Raw genomic sequence first — 20,177 nt, forward strand, 5'->3', positions numbered from 1 at the left:
GTCGCTGGCTCCGATCCGCATCGGGGCCAGCATTTTTACGTAAGGGCTTCCCATGACCGCGACATCGCAAACCGACCCTGATCTGGCAGGGATTCAGGAAAACTATCTGGCACTGGCCCGATCAAAACGCTGGATGAATCTGGTGCTGCTGATCCTCTTCGTAGCGCTGCTGGTGGGTGGATTTAACACCGCAGGCAACCGCAATGCGGGCGGGTTCTGGGACGGCTTGCCGAATATTCTGGATTTCCCCGCCGATGTGATCGGCGAAGCAATAGAACGCGGGCACCTGTTGCCCGGCTATATGGCGAAATACCTGCCCTCGCTGATAGAGACGGTGAATATCGCCGCCGCCTCGACCCTGCTGGGGGCGATGGTCGGACTGTTCTTGTCGCTGATGGTCACACGCGGGCTGGCCCCGGTGCCGTGGCTCGTGGGCCCTTTGCGCCGCGTATTGGATCTGTTGCGCGCCATACCCGAGATTGTCATCGCGCTGGTGCTGATCTTTCTTCTGGGGGGCGGGCCGGTGCCTGCGATGATCGCCATCGCGCTGCATACCATCGGTGCCTTGGGCAAGTTGTTCTCGGAGGTGAATGAAAACGCATCACTCAAACCGGTAGAGGGGCTTGCCTCTGTCGGGGCGGGGTGGAGCCAGCGCATGTGGCTTGGCGTGATCCCGCAGGTGGCCCCGAACTACATCAGCTATGCGCTCTTGCGGTTCGAGATCAACATCCGCGCCTCTGCGATCCTTGGCTTCGTCGGGGCGGGGGGCATCGGCTATGACCTGCGCAACACCATGAGCTGGGGGCAGGGCAAATTCGACGAGGCCGCTGCCATCTTCCTGCTGCTGTTCCTGACGATTGTGATCGTCGACCAGCTTTCTTCCGTTTTCCGTAACCGTCTGACCCACGGCCTGCCGAGCGCAAAGGTGACCCTATGACCGCGACCGCCCTTCACACCCAGACGATGGTCCATTTCTCGCGCAAGCGGATGGCTGCGCTGGCGCTGCCCGTGATCGTTCTGGCCTATTTCGTCTATATCTTCTTTGCCTTCGATATTCCGGGGCTGGGGGATCGGATCAACGTGGGCAATGCCCGCACGCTGGTGGCCGATGCCTATAGCTACAAGACCCATGTCACGCAGGACAACCGCGACGGCGCGTTTTCCGTCGCGATCGAAGGCGAGCGCAAGGGAGCATATGAAGCCGGCACGGCCCCCGATTGGGTCACGTTGGGGGATCGCCCTGTCGCGGATCTGGGGGGCGGGCATATCGTGACCTTTGGCCCGCAGGTCAGCTATGACATCCCGGGCTATGGCACGGTCGTGGCCGAGCCGGGGCAGCGCGGTGTTCAGGCGACATTCCCGCCCGGCGATGTGCCTGACTATATCAGCGCGTCCAAAAACCGCGTGATGATCAACACGGAGGCAGGGCGGCTGACGATCACCCGCAACCGGACCGAGGTGTTCAAATACGACTACGGGTGGGAGCTGTTCTTCTTCACGCTCGACAGCCCCTATCACGGGCTGGGCCCGGTCGCGCTGATGGGCCGCGCGTTCAGCGGTGAAGCGGGTGCGATCTTCCATGACTTCTGGACCAACCGCATGTGGCGGCACAGTGATGTGGCCTGGGCGCTTTACGAGACTTTGCTGATGGCCTTTCTGGGCACATTCGGCGCGGCGATCATCGCCCTGCCGCTGGGGTTTCTTGCGGCCAAAAACTTTACCCCGCTGCGGTCCTTGCGCTTTGCCGCGCGGCGGATGTTCGATTTCCTGCGCGGTGTCGACGGGCTGATCTGGACCATCGTCCTGTCGCGCGCCTTCGGGCCGGGGCCGCTGACCGGAGCCTTGGCGATCCTGCTCACCGATACGGGGTCTTTCGGCAAGATGTTCTCGGAAGCGCTGGAGAATGTGGACGGCAAACAGATCGAAGGTATCGCCTCTACCGGGGCCAAGCCGCTGCAACGCTACCGTTTTGGGGTGTTGCCGCAGATCGTGCCCGTGCTGCTCAGCCAGGTCCTCTATTTCCTTGAATCCAACACCCGCTCTGCGACGATCATCGGGGCGATCACCGGCGGCGGCATCGGTCTGCTGCTGACGCAAGCGATTGCCACCCAGAAGGACTGGGAAGAGGTGACCTATTATATCGTGCTGATCGTGCTCATGGTCATGGCGATGGACAGTTTCTCGGGCTGGTTGCGCCGCAAGCTGATCAACGGTGACGAGGGCGGTCACTGATGCCGCGCCTGACTGCCGACAGCCCCTTCATCCACCCCGACTGCGAGATCAAAGATGCTACATTCGGAGCCTATACAGAGATCGGGCGCGGGTCGCGGATCGCCCACAGCCAGCTTGGCGATTACAGCTATTGCGACCGCTACGCCGACATTGCCAACACCACCGTGGGTAAATTCTCGAACATCGCGGCCTATGTACGGATCGGGGCCACAGACCACCCGATGGAAAAAGCCAGCCTGCATCACTTTCACTACCGCGCGGGCGACTACTTTGACGGCGCGGCTGACGATGACGCTTGGTTCGCACACCGTCGCAGCCGGCGCGTTACCCTTGGTCATGACACATGGCTTGGCAATGGCGCACAGGTGCGGCCAGAGGTAACGATCGGCCATGGCGCGGTCGTCGCGGGTGGGGCCATCGTGACCAAGGATGTCGCCCCCTATATGATCGTCGCGGGTATTCCCGCGGTGCCGCTGCGGGCGCGGTTCAGCGCGGGCATCGCTGACCGGATGATGGCGTTGGCATGGTGGGACTGGCCCCATGACGCCTTGCACCGCGCGCTGGATGATTTCCGCGCGCTGTCAGCCGAGGCGTTTCTGGAGCGCTACGAATAACCCCACGGGATTTCAGGTGTCTGCCAGTGTCAGGGTCACTTTGTCCCCCGCGAACCACGTGCGCCCGTATTCCAGCGGTTGCCCCTGATCATCCACATTCAGGTTGATCGTGCGCAAGATCGGCGCGCCCTCGGCCACGCGTAGGTGCAGCGCCTGGGTGGCGCTGGCGAGCTTGGCGTTGATGCGGGTTGATGCGCGGGTATAATCCGTCACGCCCCCGAGCCGCAGCGCTGCCGTCACCGATTGCGCCTGTTCAAGATGCGCCAGCATGTCGGGGAAGCGCGCGGCAGAGAAGACGCTGCGAAACAGGGCGATCACCTGACCGTCGGCAAAGGACAGCCCCTCGCAGACCTGCACTTGTGCGTTCTGCGCCAGCGCAAGTGCGTCGCTTTCTTCGGGGCGCGCGGTGCGGGTTTCCAACGTCAGGAACTCTTTGCTTGGCATCCGCCCCTGCGCCGACAGGTTCTGGTGAAACCGCACGCGGCGGCCGATGGGGTAATCGGTGGGCGTCGAGGTCACGAACACCCCCGCACCGCGCCGCGGCAACACCAGCCCTTCGCCCGCCAGCGCCTTGATCGCGTGCCGCACCGTATGCCGGTTCACCCCGAACCGCGCCGCCAGCGCGCTTTCGGTCGGCAGCTTGTCGTCGGGGCCGTAGACACCCGCTGCGATGTCGCTGCGCAGGCTATGGGCGATGGCGGTCCAGATCGGGGTGCGTTGGGGCATGTCACAAATATTTCGCAAAAGGAGGGCTTGGCGCTGATCGGTGTCACAGGTAGTATTTGTCTAGTTGTATAGACAACTCGAAAAGGTGTCTAGATGAATATGATGAACTCAGAAATCGACCCTCATGCGCCTCGTAAGGCATGGTTGGGTCTGCTTGCCAAATCCCCCGCCGCCGAGGTCGCGCGTCTTTGGGCTGCCTATGGCACCCACCCTGATCACAGCATTCTGCGCGCGCCGGAAATTGGCGGCGTAATGGTGCGCGGTCGGGCAGGGGCTGCCGGCGCCGCGTTCAACCTTGGCGAGATGTCCGTCACCCGTGCATCTGTCAAACTGGGCTGCGGTACGGTGGGTCACGGCTATGTGCAGGGCCGCAGCAAGGACCACGCGCTGCAGACGGCGCTGATTGACGCGCTGATGCAAACCGACGCGGCGGCGCAGGTAGGGGCCGCGATCCTCGCGCCCCTGCGCAAGGGGCGTGACACGGCCAAGGCCACCCGCGCGGCCAAGGCGGCGGCGACCAAGGTGGATTTCTTTACAATGGTACGAGGGGAAGACTGATGCAGACCCATGCTTTGGAGGGCGGCTTTACCGACGCCCCGATCGACGCCGCCCGCGCCTTTCGCGGGCTGATGACCGCGATGGCGCGCCCGGGGACGATCTGTGACGTCTCTGGGGCCACACCGCCCGCCCCGCTTGGCGCGGCGGCGGGCACCGCGATCCTGACGCTGTGTGATCCCGATACGCCAATCTATCTCGGCACCACTTTTGACACCCAAGACGTGCGCGATTGGATCACCTTTCAGACCGGCGCGCCCTTTGTGCCGCCCGCACAGGCGATGTTTGCCGTCGGGGCTTGGGATGATCTCCCGCTCTGCGAATTTTCCATCGGCACCGCCGAATATCCCGACCGGTCAGCGACGGTGGTTGTCGAGATGCCAGACCTCACGTCTCTGGGTGCGACCCTAAGCGGGCCGGGCATCAAGGATACCGCCAGCCTGTCGCTGCCGGATACTGCCGCGTTCCAACGCAACGCCGCGCTGTTCCCGCTGGGGTTGGATTTCATTTTCACCTGCGCAAACCGGCTTGCCGCGCTGCCGCGCACGACGAGGGTTCGCTGATGTATGTTGCTGTCAAAGGGGGCGAGAGCGCCATCGACAACGCCCATGCCTGGCTGGCCGAGGAACGGCGCGGGGACCGTGATGTGGCGGAACTGGGGGTAGACCAGATTCGCGAGCAGATGACGCTCGCCGTTAATCGGGTGATGGCAGAAGGGTCGCTGTATGATCCCGACCTTGCCGCGCTGGCGATCAAACAATCGCGCGGTGATCTGATAGAGGCGATCTTTCTGATCCGCGCCTACCGTACCACGTTGCCGCGTTTTGGCGGCTCTAACCCGGTGGATACGGCCACCATGGCCTGCGACCGCCGCGTGTCTGCAACGTTCAAGGATGCACCCGGCGGGCAAGTGCTGGGACCGACATTTGACTACACCCACCGTCTGCTGGACTTCAAACTCGCCGCCGATGGCGCCCTTGGCGAGATGCCGCAAACAGAGCCTAATGCAGGCGAAACGCCGCATATCATGGGGTTCCTTGATCGCGAGGATCTGATCCAGTCGGAACCCGCAGCGGCGGACACACCGGACGATCTGACCCGCAGCCCGCTGGAGCTTCCGGCGAGCCGTGCCCTGCGTTTGCAGGCTCTAACACGGGGGGATGAGGGGTTTATCCTTGGCATGGCCTATTCCACCCAACGGGGCTATGCGCGCAACCACGCCTTTGTGGCAGAGCTGCGCATCGGTGCGGTCGCGGTCGAGATGGAGATCCCCGAGCTCGGCTTTGCCATCGACATCGGCGAGATCACCCTGACCGAATGCGAAACCGTCAACCAGTTCAAAGGCTCGAAAACCGAACCGCCGCAATTCACGCGCGGCTACGGGCTGGTCTTCGGGATGACGGAGCGCAAGGCGATCTCTATGGCGCTGGTCGACCGCGCGTTGCGCTGGAAAGAACTGGGCGAGGATAACCTAGGCGCGCCCGCGCAGGACGAGGAATTCGTGCTGTATCACGCCGACAACATCCAGGCGACGGGGTTTCTGGAGCATATCAAACTGCCCCACTACGTCGACTTCCAATCCGAACTGGAGCTGATCCGCAAACTGCGCCGCGAGGCGCAGGCGTCAGAGCAAGCGGCGGGACAGGCCGAGGGGGAGGGCCCCTCCGGGGGGAGTTTAAAGGGCAAAATGAAGGAAGGGGTGGCGTCATGAGCGACTATAACTTCGCCTATCTGGACGAGCAGACCAAACGCATGATCCGCCGCGCTATACTGAAAGGACTGGCGATACCGGGGTATCAGGTGCCTTTTGCCAGCCGCGAGATGCCGATGCCCTACGGCTGGGGCACGGGCGGTGTGCAGGTTTCGGCAGCGGTTCTGACGCCCGGGGACCGGTTCAAGGTGATCGATCAGGGCGCCGATGATACGACCAATGCAGTCTCTATCAGGCGGTTTTTCGAGAAAACGGCGGGTGTCGCCGTGACCGAGGCCACCACAGAGGCCAGCGTTATCCAGACCCGTCACCGCATCCCCGAAACACCCCTGCGCGAAGACCAGATCCTTGTCTATCAGGTGCCGATCCCCGAACCCCTGCGGTTTCTTGAACCGTCAGAGGTCGAGACACGCAAGATGCACAGCCTTGAGGAGTACGGATTGATGCACGTGAAACTTTACGAAGACATCAGCCAGCACGGCGCGATTGCCACGGCCTATGCCTATCCGGTGAAGGTCGAAGGGCGCTATGTCATGGACCCGTCCCCGATCCCCAAGTTCGACAACCCCAAGCTCGAGATGGCGGGTATCCAACTGTTCGGCGCAGGCCGCGAACAGCGCATCTATGCGGTGCCGCCCTATACGCAGGTGGTCAGTCTGGACTTTGACGATTATCCGTTCGAGCCGACCAAGGCGGATCATGCCTGTGACCTATGCGGCGCGACGGACAGCTATCTGGACGAGCTGATCATGGATGACGCCGGCGGGCGGATGTTCATGTGTTCGGATACGGATTACTGCGGCGCGCGGCGTGCGGCGGGGCATCTGGGTGCGCAGGGCGCCCCCTTGGCGGAGGACGCGGCATGACCCCTTTGTTGCAAGTGGAAGGCATCGCCAAGATGTATGGCGCGCGGATCGGCTGCACCGACGTGTCGTTTGATCTTTATCCGGGCGAGGTGATGGGCATCGTCGGGGAAAGCGGGTCGGGCAAGTCGACGCTTCTGAACTGTCTGGCAGGGCATTTGCAGCCCGACGCCGGGGCCGTCCGTTTCGACACCCGCGCCGAGGGCCTGCGCGATACGGTCACCATGAGCGAGCCTGAACGCCGCATGTTGTCGCGCACCGACTGGGCCTTTGTGCACCAGCACGCCCGCGACGGGTTGCGCATGAATGTCAGCGCAGGCGGCAATGTGGGCGAGCGGCTGATGGCCGTGAACGCCCGCCACTATGGCGACATCCGCGACAAGGCGATCGACTGGCTGGGCCGCGTCGAGATCAGCGCTGACCGCATTGATGACCGGCCCACGGCGTTCTCTGGCGGTATGCAACAGCGTTTGCAGATCGCGCGCAATCTGGTGACAGGCCCGCGGTTGGTGTTCATGGATGAACCCACCGGCGGTCTGGATGTCAGCGTGCAGGCGCGGTTGCTGGACCTGCTGCGGGGGCTCGTGCGCGAGATGGGGTTGAGCGCCATAATCGTCACCCATGATCTGGCTGTGGTGCGTTTGCTGGCCGACCGGCTGATGGTCATGAAAGACGGCCATGTGATCGAAAGCGGGCTGACCGATCAGGTGCTCGACGATCCGCAGCATGCCTATACGCAGCTTCTTGTTTCCTCTGTCCTACAGGTATGAACCCGATGATTACTGTTGAAAACGTGTCGAAATCTTTTGTGTTGCACAATCAGGGGGCTGCCGAAATCTCTGTTATGGCGGGGGCGTCGCTGTCGGTGGCGCAGGGGGAGTGTATCGCTTTGGTCGGGGCGTCAGGCGCAGGTAAATCGACCCTGATGCGGATGATTTACGGCAATTACCTGACCCAGTCGGGGCGCATTATGGTGGGCGATCTGGATGTCGTGACCGCGGCTCCAAGGCAGGTGATCCAGCTGCGCCGCACCACATTGGGCTATGTCAGCCAGTTCCTGCGGGTTGTGCCGCGGGTATCGACGCTGGACGTGGTGGCAGAGCCGCTGATGGCCACCGGATCGGACCGCGCCAGTGCCGAAGCGCAGGCGAAAACCCTGTTGCAGAGACTGAATATATCCGAACGTCTGTGGCAGCTGAGCCCCACGACCTTCTCGGGCGGAGAGCAGCAGCGCGTCAATATCGCACGCGGTTTTGCCTACCCCTACCCCGCGCTATTGCTGGATGAACCGACCGCCAGCCTTGATCCCGTGAACCGCGCCACCGTGCTAAAGATGATCGCCGAGGCGAAGGCGCGTGGCGCTGCCATCATCGGGATTTTTCACGACCACGCCGCGCGCGACGAAATTTGCGACCGGCAGTTTGACGTGACCCGGTTCACCCCGGGGCTGGCCGCATGACGGGGCGGTTCATTGCAGTCGTCGGGCCTTCCGGTGTGGGGAAAGACAGCGTGATGGAGGGGCTGGCCGCGGCGGACCCGTCGCTTTGCCTTGCGCGGCGCGTGATCTCGCGGCCCGCAACCCTTGGCGGAGAAGCATTCGACGGCGTGTCGGAACGTGCCTTCAGGAAGGCAGAGGATGACGGTGCGTTTATCCTCAGCTGGCATGCGCATGGTTGGCACTACGGCATCCCGCAGTCCGTCGCGCTAGAGGTGACGCAGGGGCGCGATGTGCTGGTGAACCTGTCGCGGGCCGTCCTGCCACAGGCACAGGCCCTCTTTGCGCGGTTTTGCGTGATCTTGCTGCGAGCGGATCATGACATCCTCTCCGCCCGTCTGACGGCGCGCAACCGCGAGGACGCCGCCGAGATAGAGCGCCGTCTGGCCCGTGCGGATTTCGCCATGCCCCTCGGTATTCCCCATCAGGTGATCGACAACAGCGGCCCCTTGGCGCAGACCATTGCCACGATACGCCAGCACCTTTCCCAGACAGCCTGCGACGCTGGCCAGTCCAATCAGAAGATAATGCCATGACCCAAGAGACAATTTTCGCCAACGCCCGCCTGATCCTGCGGGATCGCGTCGAAACCGGAACGCTCCGCATCGCAGACGGGGTGATCACCGACATCGATTTCGGCACCGCCGTGCCCAAAGGCGCGCAGGACATGCAGGGTGACTACATCGCGCCCGGTCTGGTCGAACTGCACACCGATAATCTGGAACGGCATATGTCGCCGCGCCCCAAGGTCGACTGGCCGCACCGCGCGGCCATCCTCGCCCATGACCGTGAACTTGCGGGCACCGGCATCACCACCGTGTTCGATGCGATCCGCGTCGGGTCGATGATCTCGGCCGAGCACCAGTACCAGAGATATGCGCGCGGCATGGTCGATACCATTCTGGCGATGCGCGCCGCCGGAGCCCTGCGGATCAGCCACCACATCCACCTGCGGGCCGAGATCTGTTCGGAAACGCTGGCCGAAGAGCTGGCCGAATTCGGCCCAGAGGATCGCGTTGGCATCGTCTCGATGATGGACCACACGCCGGGTCAGCGACAGTTCCGCGATCTGTCGAAATTCGAGGCCTATGTGCGCGGCAAACACAGCTTTGATGCCGCCGCCTTCCAGCGTCATGTGGACACTCTGTACGATGTGCAAAAGCAATATGGCAAAACCCACGAGGCCGCGACCGTTGCGGCAGCCACCCGATATGGCGCAGCGCTTGCCAGCCACGACGACACCACCGCAGAGCAGGTCGAGACGAGCCACCGCTACGGCGTCCGGCTTGCCGAGTTTCCCACCACGATCGAGGCGGCGCATAGCTGTCATGCCAATGGGATCGCGACCATCATGGGCGCGCCCAACGTCATTCGCGGCGGGTCGCATTCGGGCAATGTCGCCGCCCTTGATCTGGCGAAGGCGGACCGGCTGGATATCTTGTCGTCCGACTACGTGCCCGCGGGCCTGTTGATCGCGGCATTGCAACTGGGGGATCTGTGGGGGGATCTGGCGCGCGGGCTGGCGACGGTCACCCACGCGCCTGCACAAAGCGTGGGGCTGACGGACCGCGGCACGATCAAGGTCGGCGCACGCGGCGATGTGATCCGGTTTGCGCGGCTAGATGGCTTGCCGATCCTGCGCGAGACATGGGTCGAAGGGCAGCGCGTCTTTTGACCTGATGCAGCGGCGCGACGCTTGCGGCGCTCTGGCGGGCAGGGCGTAGCTTTGGGGTTGGTGTCGGCGGAAAAATGCTTAGGTTGCCGCTTTAGGGTCTGAACACCCGGAAACAAAGCGGGGGCCTTATGCGCCAATCATTCATGCAACCACATCCCTATGTCACCGGCGGAGGCGTCTGATGCTGTTGGTGCTGGGACTGGCCGCCTTGATCTGGGGCGCGGGGGCCGCGTTCGGCCAGCCGCGCGAACGACGCGTCGTGGTGTTGGGCATGCTGTTTGGTCTGGTGATCGGGTTGAACCTCTTGCTGCCCGAAGCGCACCCCTTGCGCGTGGCGACCGGTGGCTCGGCAGCCCCGTGGCTGCTGCTGACGGGATTTCTGCTGCTGATCTTTGGCTATAGCTGGGTGTTGAACCGCCTGCGCGCCCGCGCCGAACCGGTGGCCGCACCGACGCCCGCCGCGCAAACTGGCACATTCTCTGAAACGGAGCTGAACCGCTATGCCCGCCACATCGTGCTGCGCGAGGTCGGCGGACCGGGCCAGAAGGCGCTGAAGCAGGCGCGGGTGCTGGTCATTGGCGCGGGTGGGCTTGGTGCGCCGGTGCTGCAATACCTGACGGCGGCCGGTGTCGGCACCATTGGTGTGATCGACGATGACGTCGTCGAGAATGCCAATCTGCAACGGCAAGTGATCCACAAGGACAGCGCCATCGGCACGCCCAAGGTCTTTTCAGCGCAGGCCGAGATGGAGGCGCAGAACCCTTTTGTCACCGTGCGGCCCTATCACCGCCGCCTGACGGAAGACATCGCGGCAGAGCTTTTCGCCGATTACGATCTGGTGTTGGACGGCACGGATAATTTCGACACGCGCTATCTGGTGAACCGCACCTGTGTCGCGGCTGGTTTGCCGCTGATCTCGGGGGCGTTGTCGCAATGGGAAGGACAGCTGAGCATCTTTGACCCCTCCAAGGGCGCGCCATGCTACCAGTGCATTTTCCCGCAGGCCCCGGCGGCCCATCTTGCCCCCAGCTGTGCGCAGGCCGGGGTGATCGGCCCCTTGCCCGGCGTGATCGGCGCGATGATGGCATCCGAGGCGATCAAGCTGATCACCGGTGCCGGTGCGCCGCTGCGTGGTCAAATGCTGATGTATGATGCGCTCTACGGCGAGAACCGCGTGATCGGCGTCTCCAAACGGGACGACTGTCCGATCTGCGGGAACGCGGGCGACTAGACGACCCGTCATGGCGGCTTTGCGCGCGGGTATTGCGATTGTATTGCCCCGCCGCAGTGCATAGCTTGATCCGTAAAGGAGACCGCCATGACAAACCCTTTGCTACAGGATTGGGACACCCCGTTTCAGATCGCCCCTTTCGACAAGATTTCCGACGATGATTTCGCCCCCGCGCTGGACGAGGCCCTGCAGACCCACCGGATGGAGATCGACGCCATCGCCGACTGCGAATACGATCCGACGTTTTCCAACACGATCGAGGCGCTCGAGGAAGCAGGCAGCCAGCTGGACCGCGTGTTGGGCGTGTTCTTCACCGTCGCAGGGGCCGACAGCAACCCCACGCGCGAAGACCTGCAGCGCAAATTCTCGCCGCTGCTGTCTGCGCATTTCTCTGACATCTCAAGCAACAAGGCGCTTTTTGCGCGCGTGGCCTCCGTCTGGGAAAATCGCGACAGCTTCGACCTGACGCCCGAACAGGCACGGGTGTTGATGCTGACCCACCGCGGCTTTGTGCGCGCGGGCGCGGCGCTGGAGGGAGCGGATGATGCGCGGATGAAAGAGATCAAGAACCGGCTGGCGGTGCTGGGGACACAGTTCACCCAGAACCTGCTGGCGGATGAACGCAGCTGGTTCATGCCGTTGGAGGAATCCGATCTGGAAGAGCTGCCCGACTTTGTCATCGATGCCGCCCGTGCGGCGGGCGAGGAGAAAGAGGCAGGCGCGCCGGTCATTACTCTTTCGCGGTCATTGATCACACCGTTCCTGCAATTCTCGCCGCGCCGTGATCTGCGCGAAAAGGCGTTTCTCGCCTGGCAGTCCCGTGGGGCCAATGGCGGCGACACCGATAACCGCGCCATCGCTGCCGAGATCCTCGCCCTGCGCGAGGAACGGGCCAAGCTTCTGGGCTACGACAATTTCGCGGCTTACAAGCTGGAAACAGAGATGGCGAAAACACCCAAAGCGGTGCGTCAGCTGCTGATGGATGTCTGGACCCCGGCAAAACGCCAAGCGCAGGCGGACGCCGAGGTACTGACCCGTATGATGCATGACGATGGCGTGAACGCCGATCTGGCCCCGTGGGACTGGCGCTACTATGCGCAGAAACGGCGCGTAGCAGAGCATGATCTGGATGAAGCCGCGTTGAAACCGTATTTCCAGCTGGACCGGATGATCGACGCGGCCTTCGACTGCGCCACGCGATTGTTCGCTCTCGAATTCAAGCCCCTCGACGTGCCGCTCTATCACCCCGATTGTCGCGCGTGGGAAGTGACCCGCAACGGCGAACATGTGGCCGTGTTCATCGGTGACTACTTTGCACGCGGATCGAAACGGTCGGGCGCGTGGTGCAGCGCCATGCGGTCTCAGGCGAAATTCCCCGACGTGCAGTCGCCCATCGTGATCAACGTGTGCAACTTTGCCAAAGCCGCGCCCGCGCTGCTGTCCTATGACGATGCGCGCACGCTGTTCCATGAATTTGGTCATGCGCTGCACCAGATGCTGTCAAACGTGACCTACGAATCCGTGAGCGGCACATCGGTCGCGCGTGATTTTGTCGAACTGCCCAGCCAGTTGTTCGAACATTGGCTCGAAGTGCCCGACGTGCTCAGCCAATTTGCCACCCATGCCAAAACAGGCGACCCCATGCCGCCCGAGATGCTGGAAAAGGTGCTGGGGGCCGCGAATTTCGACATGGGGTTCGCCACGGTCGAATATGCCGCCTCTGCGCTGGTCGATCTCGAATTCCACGACGGTGCGGCACCTGCCGATCCGATGGAGAAACAAGCGCAGGTGTTGGCCGATCTGGGCATGCCACCCGCAATCACCATGCGCCACGCCACGCCGCAGTTTGCCCATGTCTTTTCCGGCGACGGCTATTCCAGCGGCTACTACAGCTACATGTGGTCCGAGGTGATGGACGCAGACGCCTTCGCCGCCTTTGAAGAGGCCGGTAGCGCCTTTGATCCCGACCGCGCCGCCGCGCTAGAGCAGCACATCCTGTCCACCGGCGGCAGTCAGGACGCGGCGGAACTGTACAAAGCGTTCCGTGGCCGGTTGCCGGGGGTAGAGGCTTTGCTGAAGGGGCGCGGCCTGACAGCAGGCTGAGCGCCTGCGGCTGGCCTGCCTTCGGCGAGAGTTTAAGAGGCAAAATGAAGGGGCGCGCGGCTGCAGCTTCATTTTGCCAAATAAACTCATATCCCGCCCTCGATACGGGGCGGGTCAGTAGCCTTTGGCGCGATCCACCAGATGCAGGAAATCCTCACCTGCTTCGCCGCGGCGGATGTTTTCGACGATGGCCTGTGCAGCGGTTGTCGCGCGGGTTTCAGCGGCGATGTGGGGCGTGACGGTGACCTTGGGATGCGCCCAATAGGGGTGGTCCGCGGGCAGGGGCTCGACACGGAACACATCCAGCGTGGCATGGGCGATCTGGCCGCTGTCGAGCGCTGCCAGCAGCGCGTCGTCGTCGATCAGCGCGCCGCGGCCCGGGTTGATGATACAGGCACCAGCGGGCATTTGCGCCAGCGTCTCGGCATTCAGCATGTTTTCGGTATCGGGCGTGTTGGGCAGCAGCAGCACCGCGATCTCGGCACGGCGTAGCGCATCTGCGCGCCCGGCGTCCCCATGCTGGCAGGTGACGCCCGTGATGTCCTTGGGGCTGCGCGACCAGCCGGTGACGTTGAACCCCAGATAGACCAGAGTTTCCGCCACCGCCGCGCCCAAGGCCCCCAGACCCAGAATAGTGACCTGTCGTTCCTGTGCCAGCGGTGGGGTGCGCGGGGTCCAATCGGTGTCCGTTTTGCGAATATCCGTGTCCAGCCCCAGATGATAGCGCATCACATGGCCCGTGACCCATTCCACCATTCCCTTGGTCAGCCCCGGGTCCACCATCCGCGCCAGAGGGATCTTGAGCGTCTGGTTATTGGTGATGTTTTCCACCCCCGCCCAGAGGTTCAGCACCGCCTTGGCCCGCGTGTAGGGCGTGAAATCCTGCAAGGGGCTGTTGGGGGCATAGACGATGTAGTCCACGTCCTGCGGGGCGATATCCGTTGATAGGTGAGCCGCGATCCCCGCGGCATCAAGCGCTTGGCGCAGCGGCGTTTCATACGTCACCCAGCGTTCGGGGCGCGCGGCGAAAAGGATATTGAGAGGCATGGGCTTCCTATCTGGGGCGGTGGACATGGGCCGATTGTACAAGGCCAAAAGCCAGCAGCAACACCAGCATCGCCGATCCGCCATAGCTGACCAGCGGCAAGGGGACACCGACAACGGGCGCCAGCCCCATCACCATTGACATGTTCACCGCGAAGAACAAAAAGAAGTTCAGCGCGATGCCGAGGGTCAGCAGCGACGAGAAACGGTCCTTGTTGATCAGCGCCGCCGCGACGCAGAAGACGATGATCAGCGCATAGAGACCCAGCAGTGAGAACCCGCCGACAAAGCCGAACTCCTCGGCCAGGGTGGTAAAGATGAAGTCGGTGTGTTTCTCGGGCAGGAAGTTCAGGCGCGACTGGGTGCCTTGCATGAACCCGCGCCCCGTCCAGCCGCCGGAGCCGAGCGCGATCTTGGATTGCGTGATGTGATACCCTGCGCCCAGTGGGTCGGTGCTGGGATCGATAAACGTGTCAATGCGCCGGAACTGGTAATCCTTGATCAACTGCCACGGCGTGCCGCGGGACTGGAACACCGCCGTCACCAGTCCGACGGCGCCGGTGATGACCACGGCGAAATAGCCCCAGTGCACACCGGCCAGAAACATCAGCCCGCCGCCCGCTGCCATCAGCAGGATCGCGGTGCCCAGGTCGGGCTGTTTCAGCACCAGTGCCGTGGGGATGAGGATCAGCAGGACCGGCAGCAACACCCAAAGCGGGCGCGAGGTTTTCTTGGGCGGGAGCCAGTCGTAGTAGGCCGCCAGCATCATCACCAGCGTGATCTTCATCAGTTCGGAGGGTTGCAGGCGGAACGATCCGAGCTCGATCCAGCGCTGCGCGCCCATGCCGACAGCGCCGAAAAGTTCCACCCCGATCAGCAGGATCACGGTCCCGAAATAGGCCACGCCTGCAAGGTTTCGCCAAAGCCAGATCGGCACCATCCCCGCGGCGATCATCAGCGCGATGCCAAGGGCAAAGCGTTTCATTTGCGGTTCGGCCCAGGGGGTAAAGCTGCCACCGGCCACGGAGTAGAGCATCAGGAACCCCACCCCCGAAACAGCGGCCAGCAGGATGGTCAGCGGCCAGTTCAGGTGCAGGATCTTGGCAAAGCCCGTGGGGACATGTTTGACCGTATATTCAAGGTAGCTCATGCTTGGTCTTTCCCGCTGAAGTCCGCTTGGGGCTGGATCGCGCGCAGGGCTTTTTGCTGCTCGGCGATGCGGCCGCGGTCGGCGGTGGGGTAGGCCTCTAGCGGCGGTTCGCCGCCATAGATCGCTTGCAGCATGACATCGCGGGCGATGGGGGCCGCCGCGGTCGATCCGCCGCCGCCGTGTTCCACCAGCACCGATACCGCATAGCGTGGCTTGTCATAGGGGGCGAAGGCGACAAACAGCGCGTGGTCGCGGCGTTCCCAGGGCAGGTCCTCGTTGCGGCTGACCCCGCGCGCGCGTTCGGCCGCGGTGATGTTGCGTACCTGGCTGGTGCCGCTTTTGCCGGCCATGCGCACACCCTCGGCGATGACGCGCGACCGGTAGCCGGTGCCGCGTCGGTCGTTTACCACCGAATACATGCCCTTGCGCACCTGCCGCATGTTGTTTTCGTTCATGCCCAGAGGCTCGCCCGCGCCGCTGGGTTGTTCGACACCGTCGATGGATTTGATCAGCCGCGGGACCACGGCGCGGTTGGTGGCGATCCGCGCGGTCATCACCGCCAGTTGCAGCGGCGAACTGAGGGTGAAGCCTTGCCCGATAGAGGCATTAACCGTGTCGCCGATCACCCATGAATCACCCTTGGTCGCTTGCTTCCATTCTTTCGTGGGGGCCAGACCGGCAGCGACTGAAGACAGCGGCAGGTCGTGTTTCCAGCCCAGACCAAAGCGGTTCGCCATGGCCGAGATTTTCTCGATCCCGACTTTCATCGCCAGATCATAGTAATAGACGTCGCAGGATTGCTTGAGCGAGTTCTCGAGGTCGATCCAGCCGTGGCCTGCGCGTTTCCAGCAGTGGAAACGGCGACCGCCGACCTCTAGGTGGCCGGGGCAATAGACGGTTTCTTCGGGGCCGACAATACCCTCTTCGAGGGCGGCCATGGCCACGACCATCTTGTAGGTCGATCCGGGCGGGTAGGTGCCCTGCACGGTCTTGTTGACCAGCGGGCGGTATTCCGATTGCAGCAGCGGGTTATAATCGGCCGAGGATATCCCCCCGATGAACAGGTTCGGGTCGTAGCTGGGCGAAGACGCATTGGCGACCAGATCGCCGTTCTCGCAATCCATGATCACGACGGCGGCGCTTTCGCTCCCCAGACGGGCCTGCACAAAGTTCTGCAGCTTGGAATCGATGGTGAGCTGCAGATCGGCCCCCGATTGCCCTTCGCGGCGGGCGAGTTCGCGCATCACACGGCCGGTGGCGTTGACCTCGACCTGTTTGGTGCCGGCAGAGCCGCGCAACAGGGATTCCTGTCGGGCCTCGACGTTGATTTTGCCGATCTGGAATCGGGGGATGCGCAGCACCGCATCGGGGTTTTCCAGCGCATCCAGATCGGCTTGGCTCACGCGGCCCACACGGCCGACGATATGCGCAAAGTCCGACCCACGGGGATAGACACGGGTCAGGCCGACCTCGGGGCTGACACCGGGCAGGGCGGGGGCGTTGACCGACACGCGGCTTACCTCGTCCCATGTGACATCATCGGCGACGGTCACCGGCAGGAACGGGGCGGAGCGTTTGATCTCGGCCATCGCGCGGTCGCGCATTTCGGGATCAAGGTCGATGACCTTGCCCAGCCGGTCCATCACCGCATCCACATCATCGGCATCCTCGCGCACGATCACGATCCGGTACGACGGCACGTTTTGCGCCAGCCGCACGCCGTTGCGGTCAAAGATTTCGCCTCGTGCAGGCGGGATCAACCGGATGTTGATCCGGTTCTCTTCGGCCAGCAGGCGGAACTGGTCAGCCTGATCGACCTGCAAGTAATTCATCCGCGCGGCCAGACCGCCCATGAACAGCAGCTGCGCGCTGCCCAGCAAAACAGCGCGGCGGCTGAGCTTGGAGTGGCTGGCTTCGCTATCGGCCCTGCTGCGTCTCATCTTGGTCTCCTCATGAGCGGTTGCCCATACTGTCCAGATCGCCGGGGGCGGATTTGCGCACACCCATCAGCGCATGGGTCACAAACACCACAGCCGGATAGGTCAGGATCGTGACGGCCAGTTCAAACAGGCTCAGCGACCATTGTGGCGGTGGGACCAGCAACAACGATAGCACGATCCGGTTCAGCATCAAAATAGCGATCAGCCATACGGAGACCGCCAGCCATTCCGCGCCAAAGGTGCTGTCGCGCAGGGTACGACCACGTGTTTTCATATTCTCGCATGCCAGCAACGCCAGTAGCGCCCAGAGGCCGGGCGGGCGTTGCAGCAACAGGTCCGTCAGCAGGAAGGCGACGGCAAGCAGTAGGGCGGGGACATAGTCGGGCCGCCGCACAGACCACGCCAGCGCAAAGGCGATCAGCAGGTCGGGGGCGATCCAGATGCGGTCGCTGCCTTGGTCCAGCAGGGCCCGCAGGCGCGCCTCTGCGGGGTCGATGGTGGCCAGGGGGGGCGACAGCTCGGGCGCGAACAGCGCGATCGGCTGGGTATCAAGCGGCAGCAGATGGAAAAATAGCAGCACCACCGTCAGCGCCAGAAACGCCGCGCGCATCAGCCACAATCGCAGGGGCGACAGTTCGTCCATCATTCGGTCGCAGGATCAAAGGGCAGGGGCGCGATCATGCCGGTGGCGTCATCCCGCACCACGGCCGCATCCTCGTTCACTTTTTCGGAGCCATGGTGGCGCAGCACGCGCAGGAATTCGAGCCGCTCGAAATCCGCCGCAAGACGCACGCGCAGCCGCCCGCCGGGGTCGGCGGCGACCTGACCGATCAGGATACCCGCAGGAAACACGCCGCCATCGCCAGAGCTGCTGACCCGATCACCGGGACGCACGAGGTCGGGGTTCTCGAGAAAATCAATCGGCGGCGCGGCAGAGTTGTCGCCCGCAATAATTGCTCGTTGTCCCGACGGCTGGATCACCGCAGGTATGCGGCTAGAGGTATCGGTCACCAGAATGACGCGCGCGGTGTTTTCGCCCACGCCGGAAATACGCCCGACCAGCCCGATGCCGTCCACCGTGGCCCAGCCATCGACAATGCCGTCACGGGCCCCGACGTTCAGCAGCACAGATTGGCGGAAGGGCGAACCGGAGTCCGCCTGCACCACACCGGTAATATGGGTCAAACGCGGATCAAGCCGCACCTTGTTCAGGTCCAGCAAACGGGCGTTTTCCTGTTCAAGCTGCAGCGCGGCCTCTTTCCAGGTCTGCATCTTGCGCAGCTCGGACCGCAGTTCCTGGTTCTGCACGGTCAGACGTTGATAGCTTTGGAAATCGCGGAACAGGTTCACCGTGCCGGTAACAGGGGTCATCGCCCAATCCAGATTGGGGACGATCCGGTCGGTGATCTGCGCGCGAAACCGTTCGACACGGGGGCTGTCGATCCGCCACAGCAGAAAGATGCCCGCCAGCACCAGCACGATGACGGCCAGCAGCAAGCGGCGCAGCGGGCGCCCAAAATCGTTCGAAGAGGATCGGTCGATGGCCATGCGTTATACGTTTCCCACCGCGAGGGCAGCGCCGTCCTGCCGCATCGCGGGCTGTTCTAGCTGCGCTGATTAGCTGTCGTAGTCGATGGCGTGGCGCAGCTGCTTTTCATACTCCAGCGCTTTGCCGGTGCCCAAGGCCACGCAGTTCAACGGTTCATCCGCCACGGAAATGGCCAGCCCGGTCTGTTCGCGCAGCGCCAGATCCAGATCGCCCAGCAAGGCACCGCCACCGGTCAGCATGACGCCACGGTCCACGATGTCAGCCGCCAGATCGGGCGGGGTGGTCTCCAGCGCGGTCATCACCGCCTCGCAGATCTGCTGCACAGGCTCGGCCAGCGCTTCGGCGATCTGCGCCTGGGTCACTTCGATCTCTTTGGGGACACCGTTCAGCAGGTCGCGCCCGCGGATCTGCATCGAGGTGCCGCGCCCGTCGTCGGGCATCCGTGCGGTCCCGATAGAGGTTTTCACCCGCTCGGCGGTTGTTTCACCGATCAGCAGGTTTTGCTGGCGACGCAGGTAGCTGATGATCGCCTCGTCCATGCGGTCGCCGCCCACACGGACAGAGCGTGCATAGACGATATCGCCCAAGGACAGCACCGCGACCTCGGTTGTGCCACCACCTATATCGACAACCATGTTCCCGGTCGGATCGGTGATCGGCATGCCCGCCCCGATGGCCGCGGCAATCGGTTCGGCAATCAGGCCGGCGCGGCGTGCGCCCGCAGACAGCACCGACTGACGGATCGCGCGTTTTTCAACAGGCGTCGCCCCATGCGGTACGCAGACGATGATCTTGGGCTTCGAGAAGGTGGACCGTTTGTGCACCTTGCGGATGAAATGCTTGATCATCTCTTCGGCGGTATCAAAGTCGGCAATCACGCCCTCGCGCATGGGGCGGATCGCTTCGATGCTGCCGGGGGTCCGGCCCAGCATCAACTTTGCGTCTTCGCCCACGGCGAGCACCTTTTTGACGCCATCCTTGACGTGATAGGCGACAACCGAAGGTTCGGACAGGACGATGCCCTTGCCTTTGACATAAACCAAGGTGTTCGCGGTCCCGAGGTCGATGGCCATATCGGACGAGAACAAACCACGGAATTGATCAAAAACGGACATGGGCAGCAGGACCTTGCAAAAATTCATTTTGGCCCGTCGACTCTGACAAGTCACGGGCTAAACGGCTTATAGGCCGATGAGGTCAAAGACGAAAGGGGGGTTGACCTTTGTGGTGGCATGATGCCGCCACCGCGCTATGGTTTGCGGCAAGCCGGACAATAGGGGGAGAGAGAA

Annotated in this window: 20 protein-coding genes; 13 read left to right on the forward strand and 7 right to left on the reverse strand. The window is 63.1% G+C overall.

The window, feature by feature from the left end:
• Positions 1 to 52 precede the first annotated feature (52 nt).
• The 3 genes from phnE (SJY36_RS01910) to SJY36_RS01920 are packed head-to-tail and all read left to right on the forward strand — an operon-like array spanning position 53 to position 2,846.
• A complete protein-coding gene (gene phnE / locus SJY36_RS01910; RefSeq protein ID WP_005851294.1) occupies positions 53 to 937 on the forward strand; it encodes a phosphonate ABC transporter, permease protein PhnE in 885 nt (294 codons plus the stop codon).
• Complete coding sequence (phnE, locus tag SJY36_RS01915) at positions 934 to 2,232, forward strand: phosphonate ABC transporter, permease protein PhnE (protein ID WP_064216357.1); 1,299 nt, start codon at positions 934 to 936, stop codon at positions 2,230 to 2,232. Before phnE (SJY36_RS01910) ends, phnE (SJY36_RS01915) begins: the two co-directional genes overlap by 4 nt.
• Complete coding sequence (locus SJY36_RS01920) at positions 2,232 to 2,846, forward strand: chloramphenicol acetyltransferase (RefSeq protein ID WP_197145897.1); 615 nt, start codon at positions 2,232 to 2,234, stop codon at positions 2,844 to 2,846. The genes phnE (SJY36_RS01915) and SJY36_RS01920 overlap by 1 nt, the downstream gene beginning before the upstream one ends.
• A gap of 12 nt (positions 2,847 to 2,858) precedes the next feature.
• On the opposite strand, the gene phnF is transcribed toward SJY36_RS01920, so the two are convergent.
• Positions 2,859 to 3,572 (reverse strand): phosphonate metabolism transcriptional regulator PhnF, encoded by a 714-nt coding sequence (phnF, locus tag SJY36_RS01925; RefSeq protein ID WP_005851300.1) that lies wholly within the window; start codon positions 3,570 to 3,572, stop codon positions 2,859 to 2,861.
• Positions 3,573 to 3,674: 102 nt separating this feature from the next.
• Here phnF and phnG point away from each other — a divergent pair, with 102 nt between their 5' ends.
• The 10 genes from phnG (at position 3,675) to SJY36_RS01975 (ending at position 13,205) form a co-directional block, all read left to right on the forward strand.
• Positions 3,675 to 4,130, forward strand: a complete 456-nt coding sequence (gene phnG / locus SJY36_RS01930; RefSeq protein WP_386176419.1) for a phosphonate C-P lyase system protein PhnG — start codon at positions 3,675 to 3,677, stop codon at positions 4,128 to 4,130.
• Positions 4,130 to 4,690, forward strand: a complete 561-nt coding sequence (gene phnH, locus SJY36_RS01935; protein ID WP_386172688.1) for a phosphonate C-P lyase system protein PhnH — start codon at positions 4,130 to 4,132, stop codon at positions 4,688 to 4,690. The genes phnG and phnH overlap by 1 nt, the downstream gene beginning before the upstream one ends.
• Positions 4,690 to 5,838 (forward strand): carbon-phosphorus lyase complex subunit PhnI, encoded by a 1,149-nt coding sequence (locus tag SJY36_RS01940; protein ID WP_386172690.1) that lies wholly within the window; start codon positions 4,690 to 4,692, stop codon positions 5,836 to 5,838. The genes phnH and SJY36_RS01940 overlap by 1 nt, the downstream gene beginning before the upstream one ends.
• A complete protein-coding gene (locus SJY36_RS01945) occupies positions 5,835 to 6,704 on the forward strand; it encodes an alpha-D-ribose 1-methylphosphonate 5-phosphate C-P-lyase PhnJ (RefSeq protein WP_386172692.1) in 870 nt (289 codons plus the stop codon). The genes SJY36_RS01940 and SJY36_RS01945 overlap by 4 nt, the downstream gene beginning before the upstream one ends.
• The gene (phnK, locus tag SJY36_RS01950; protein WP_005851310.1) at positions 6,701 to 7,471 is read left to right on the forward strand and encodes a phosphonate C-P lyase system protein PhnK; all 771 of its coding nucleotides are present in this window, start codon (positions 6,701 to 6,703) and stop codon (positions 7,469 to 7,471) included. The genes SJY36_RS01945 and phnK overlap by 4 nt, the downstream gene beginning before the upstream one ends.
• Before the next feature lie 5 nt (positions 7,472 to 7,476).
• Positions 7,477 to 8,160 carry a phosphonate C-P lyase system protein PhnL gene (gene phnL, locus SJY36_RS01955; RefSeq protein ID WP_386172695.1) on the forward strand — a complete coding sequence of 228 codons (684 nt, stop codon included), beginning with the start codon at positions 7,477 to 7,479 and terminating at the stop codon, positions 8,158 to 8,160.
• Positions 8,157 to 8,732 (forward strand): phosphonate metabolism protein/1,5-bisphosphokinase (PRPP-forming) PhnN, encoded by a 576-nt coding sequence (gene phnN / locus SJY36_RS01960; RefSeq protein ID WP_386172697.1) that lies wholly within the window; start codon positions 8,157 to 8,159, stop codon positions 8,730 to 8,732. The genes phnL and phnN overlap by 4 nt, the downstream gene beginning before the upstream one ends.
• On the forward strand, positions 8,729 to 9,871 hold the full coding sequence (locus tag SJY36_RS01965) for an alpha-D-ribose 1-methylphosphonate 5-triphosphate diphosphatase (RefSeq protein ID WP_289084711.1): 1,143 nt from the start codon (positions 8,729 to 8,731) through the stop codon (positions 9,869 to 9,871). Before phnN ends, SJY36_RS01965 begins: the two co-directional genes overlap by 4 nt.
• Positions 9,872 to 10,052: 181 nt before the next feature.
• Positions 10,053 to 11,102 (forward strand): molybdopterin-synthase adenylyltransferase MoeB, encoded by a 1,050-nt coding sequence (locus SJY36_RS01970; protein ID WP_306285437.1) that lies wholly within the window; start codon positions 10,053 to 10,055, stop codon positions 11,100 to 11,102.
• Positions 11,103 to 11,189: 87 nt separating this feature from the next.
• The gene (locus SJY36_RS01975) at positions 11,190 to 13,205 is read left to right on the forward strand and encodes a M3 family metallopeptidase (RefSeq protein WP_386172700.1); all 2,016 of its coding nucleotides are present in this window, start codon (positions 11,190 to 11,192) and stop codon (positions 13,203 to 13,205) included.
• Between the two features lie 114 nt (positions 13,206 to 13,319).
• On the opposite strand, the gene SJY36_RS01980 is transcribed toward SJY36_RS01975, so the two are convergent.
• From SJY36_RS01980 to SJY36_RS02005, 6 genes are all read right to left on the reverse strand, one after another.
• On the reverse strand, positions 13,320 to 14,252 hold the full coding sequence (locus SJY36_RS01980; RefSeq protein ID WP_386172702.1) for a 2-hydroxyacid dehydrogenase: 933 nt from the start codon (positions 14,250 to 14,252) through the stop codon (positions 13,320 to 13,322).
• A gap of 7 nt (positions 14,253 to 14,259) precedes the next feature.
• Complete coding sequence (gene rodA / locus SJY36_RS01985) at positions 14,260 to 15,399, reverse strand: rod shape-determining protein RodA (protein WP_037943167.1); 1,140 nt, start codon at positions 15,397 to 15,399, stop codon at positions 14,260 to 14,262.
• Complete coding sequence (mrdA, locus tag SJY36_RS01990) at positions 15,396 to 17,339, reverse strand: penicillin-binding protein 2 (RefSeq protein WP_132997543.1); 1,944 nt, start codon at positions 17,337 to 17,339, stop codon at positions 15,396 to 15,398. Before mrdA ends, rodA begins: the two co-directional genes overlap by 4 nt.
• A 10-nt stretch (positions 17,340 to 17,349) precedes the next feature.
• Positions 17,350 to 17,985: a hypothetical protein gene (locus SJY36_RS01995; protein WP_005851327.1), complete on the reverse strand. Its 636-nt coding sequence runs from the start codon at positions 17,983 to 17,985 to the stop codon at positions 17,350 to 17,352.
• Positions 17,982 to 18,887, reverse strand: a complete 906-nt coding sequence (gene mreC, locus SJY36_RS02000) for a rod shape-determining protein MreC (RefSeq protein WP_009825979.1) — start codon at positions 18,885 to 18,887, stop codon at positions 17,982 to 17,984. Before mreC ends, SJY36_RS01995 begins: the two co-directional genes overlap by 4 nt.
• A gap of 69 nt (positions 18,888 to 18,956) precedes the next feature.
• Entirely contained in the window at positions 18,957 to 20,003 is a 1,047-nt protein-coding gene (locus tag SJY36_RS02005; RefSeq protein ID WP_037944896.1) for a rod shape-determining protein, read from the reverse strand.
• Positions 20,004 to 20,177 lie beyond the last annotated feature (174 nt).

Source organism: Sulfitobacter sp. R86518 (assembly GCF_042466275.1).
GTDB classification, from domain to species: domain Bacteria; phylum Pseudomonadota; class Alphaproteobacteria; order Rhodobacterales; family Rhodobacteraceae; genus Sulfitobacter; species Sulfitobacter pontiacus.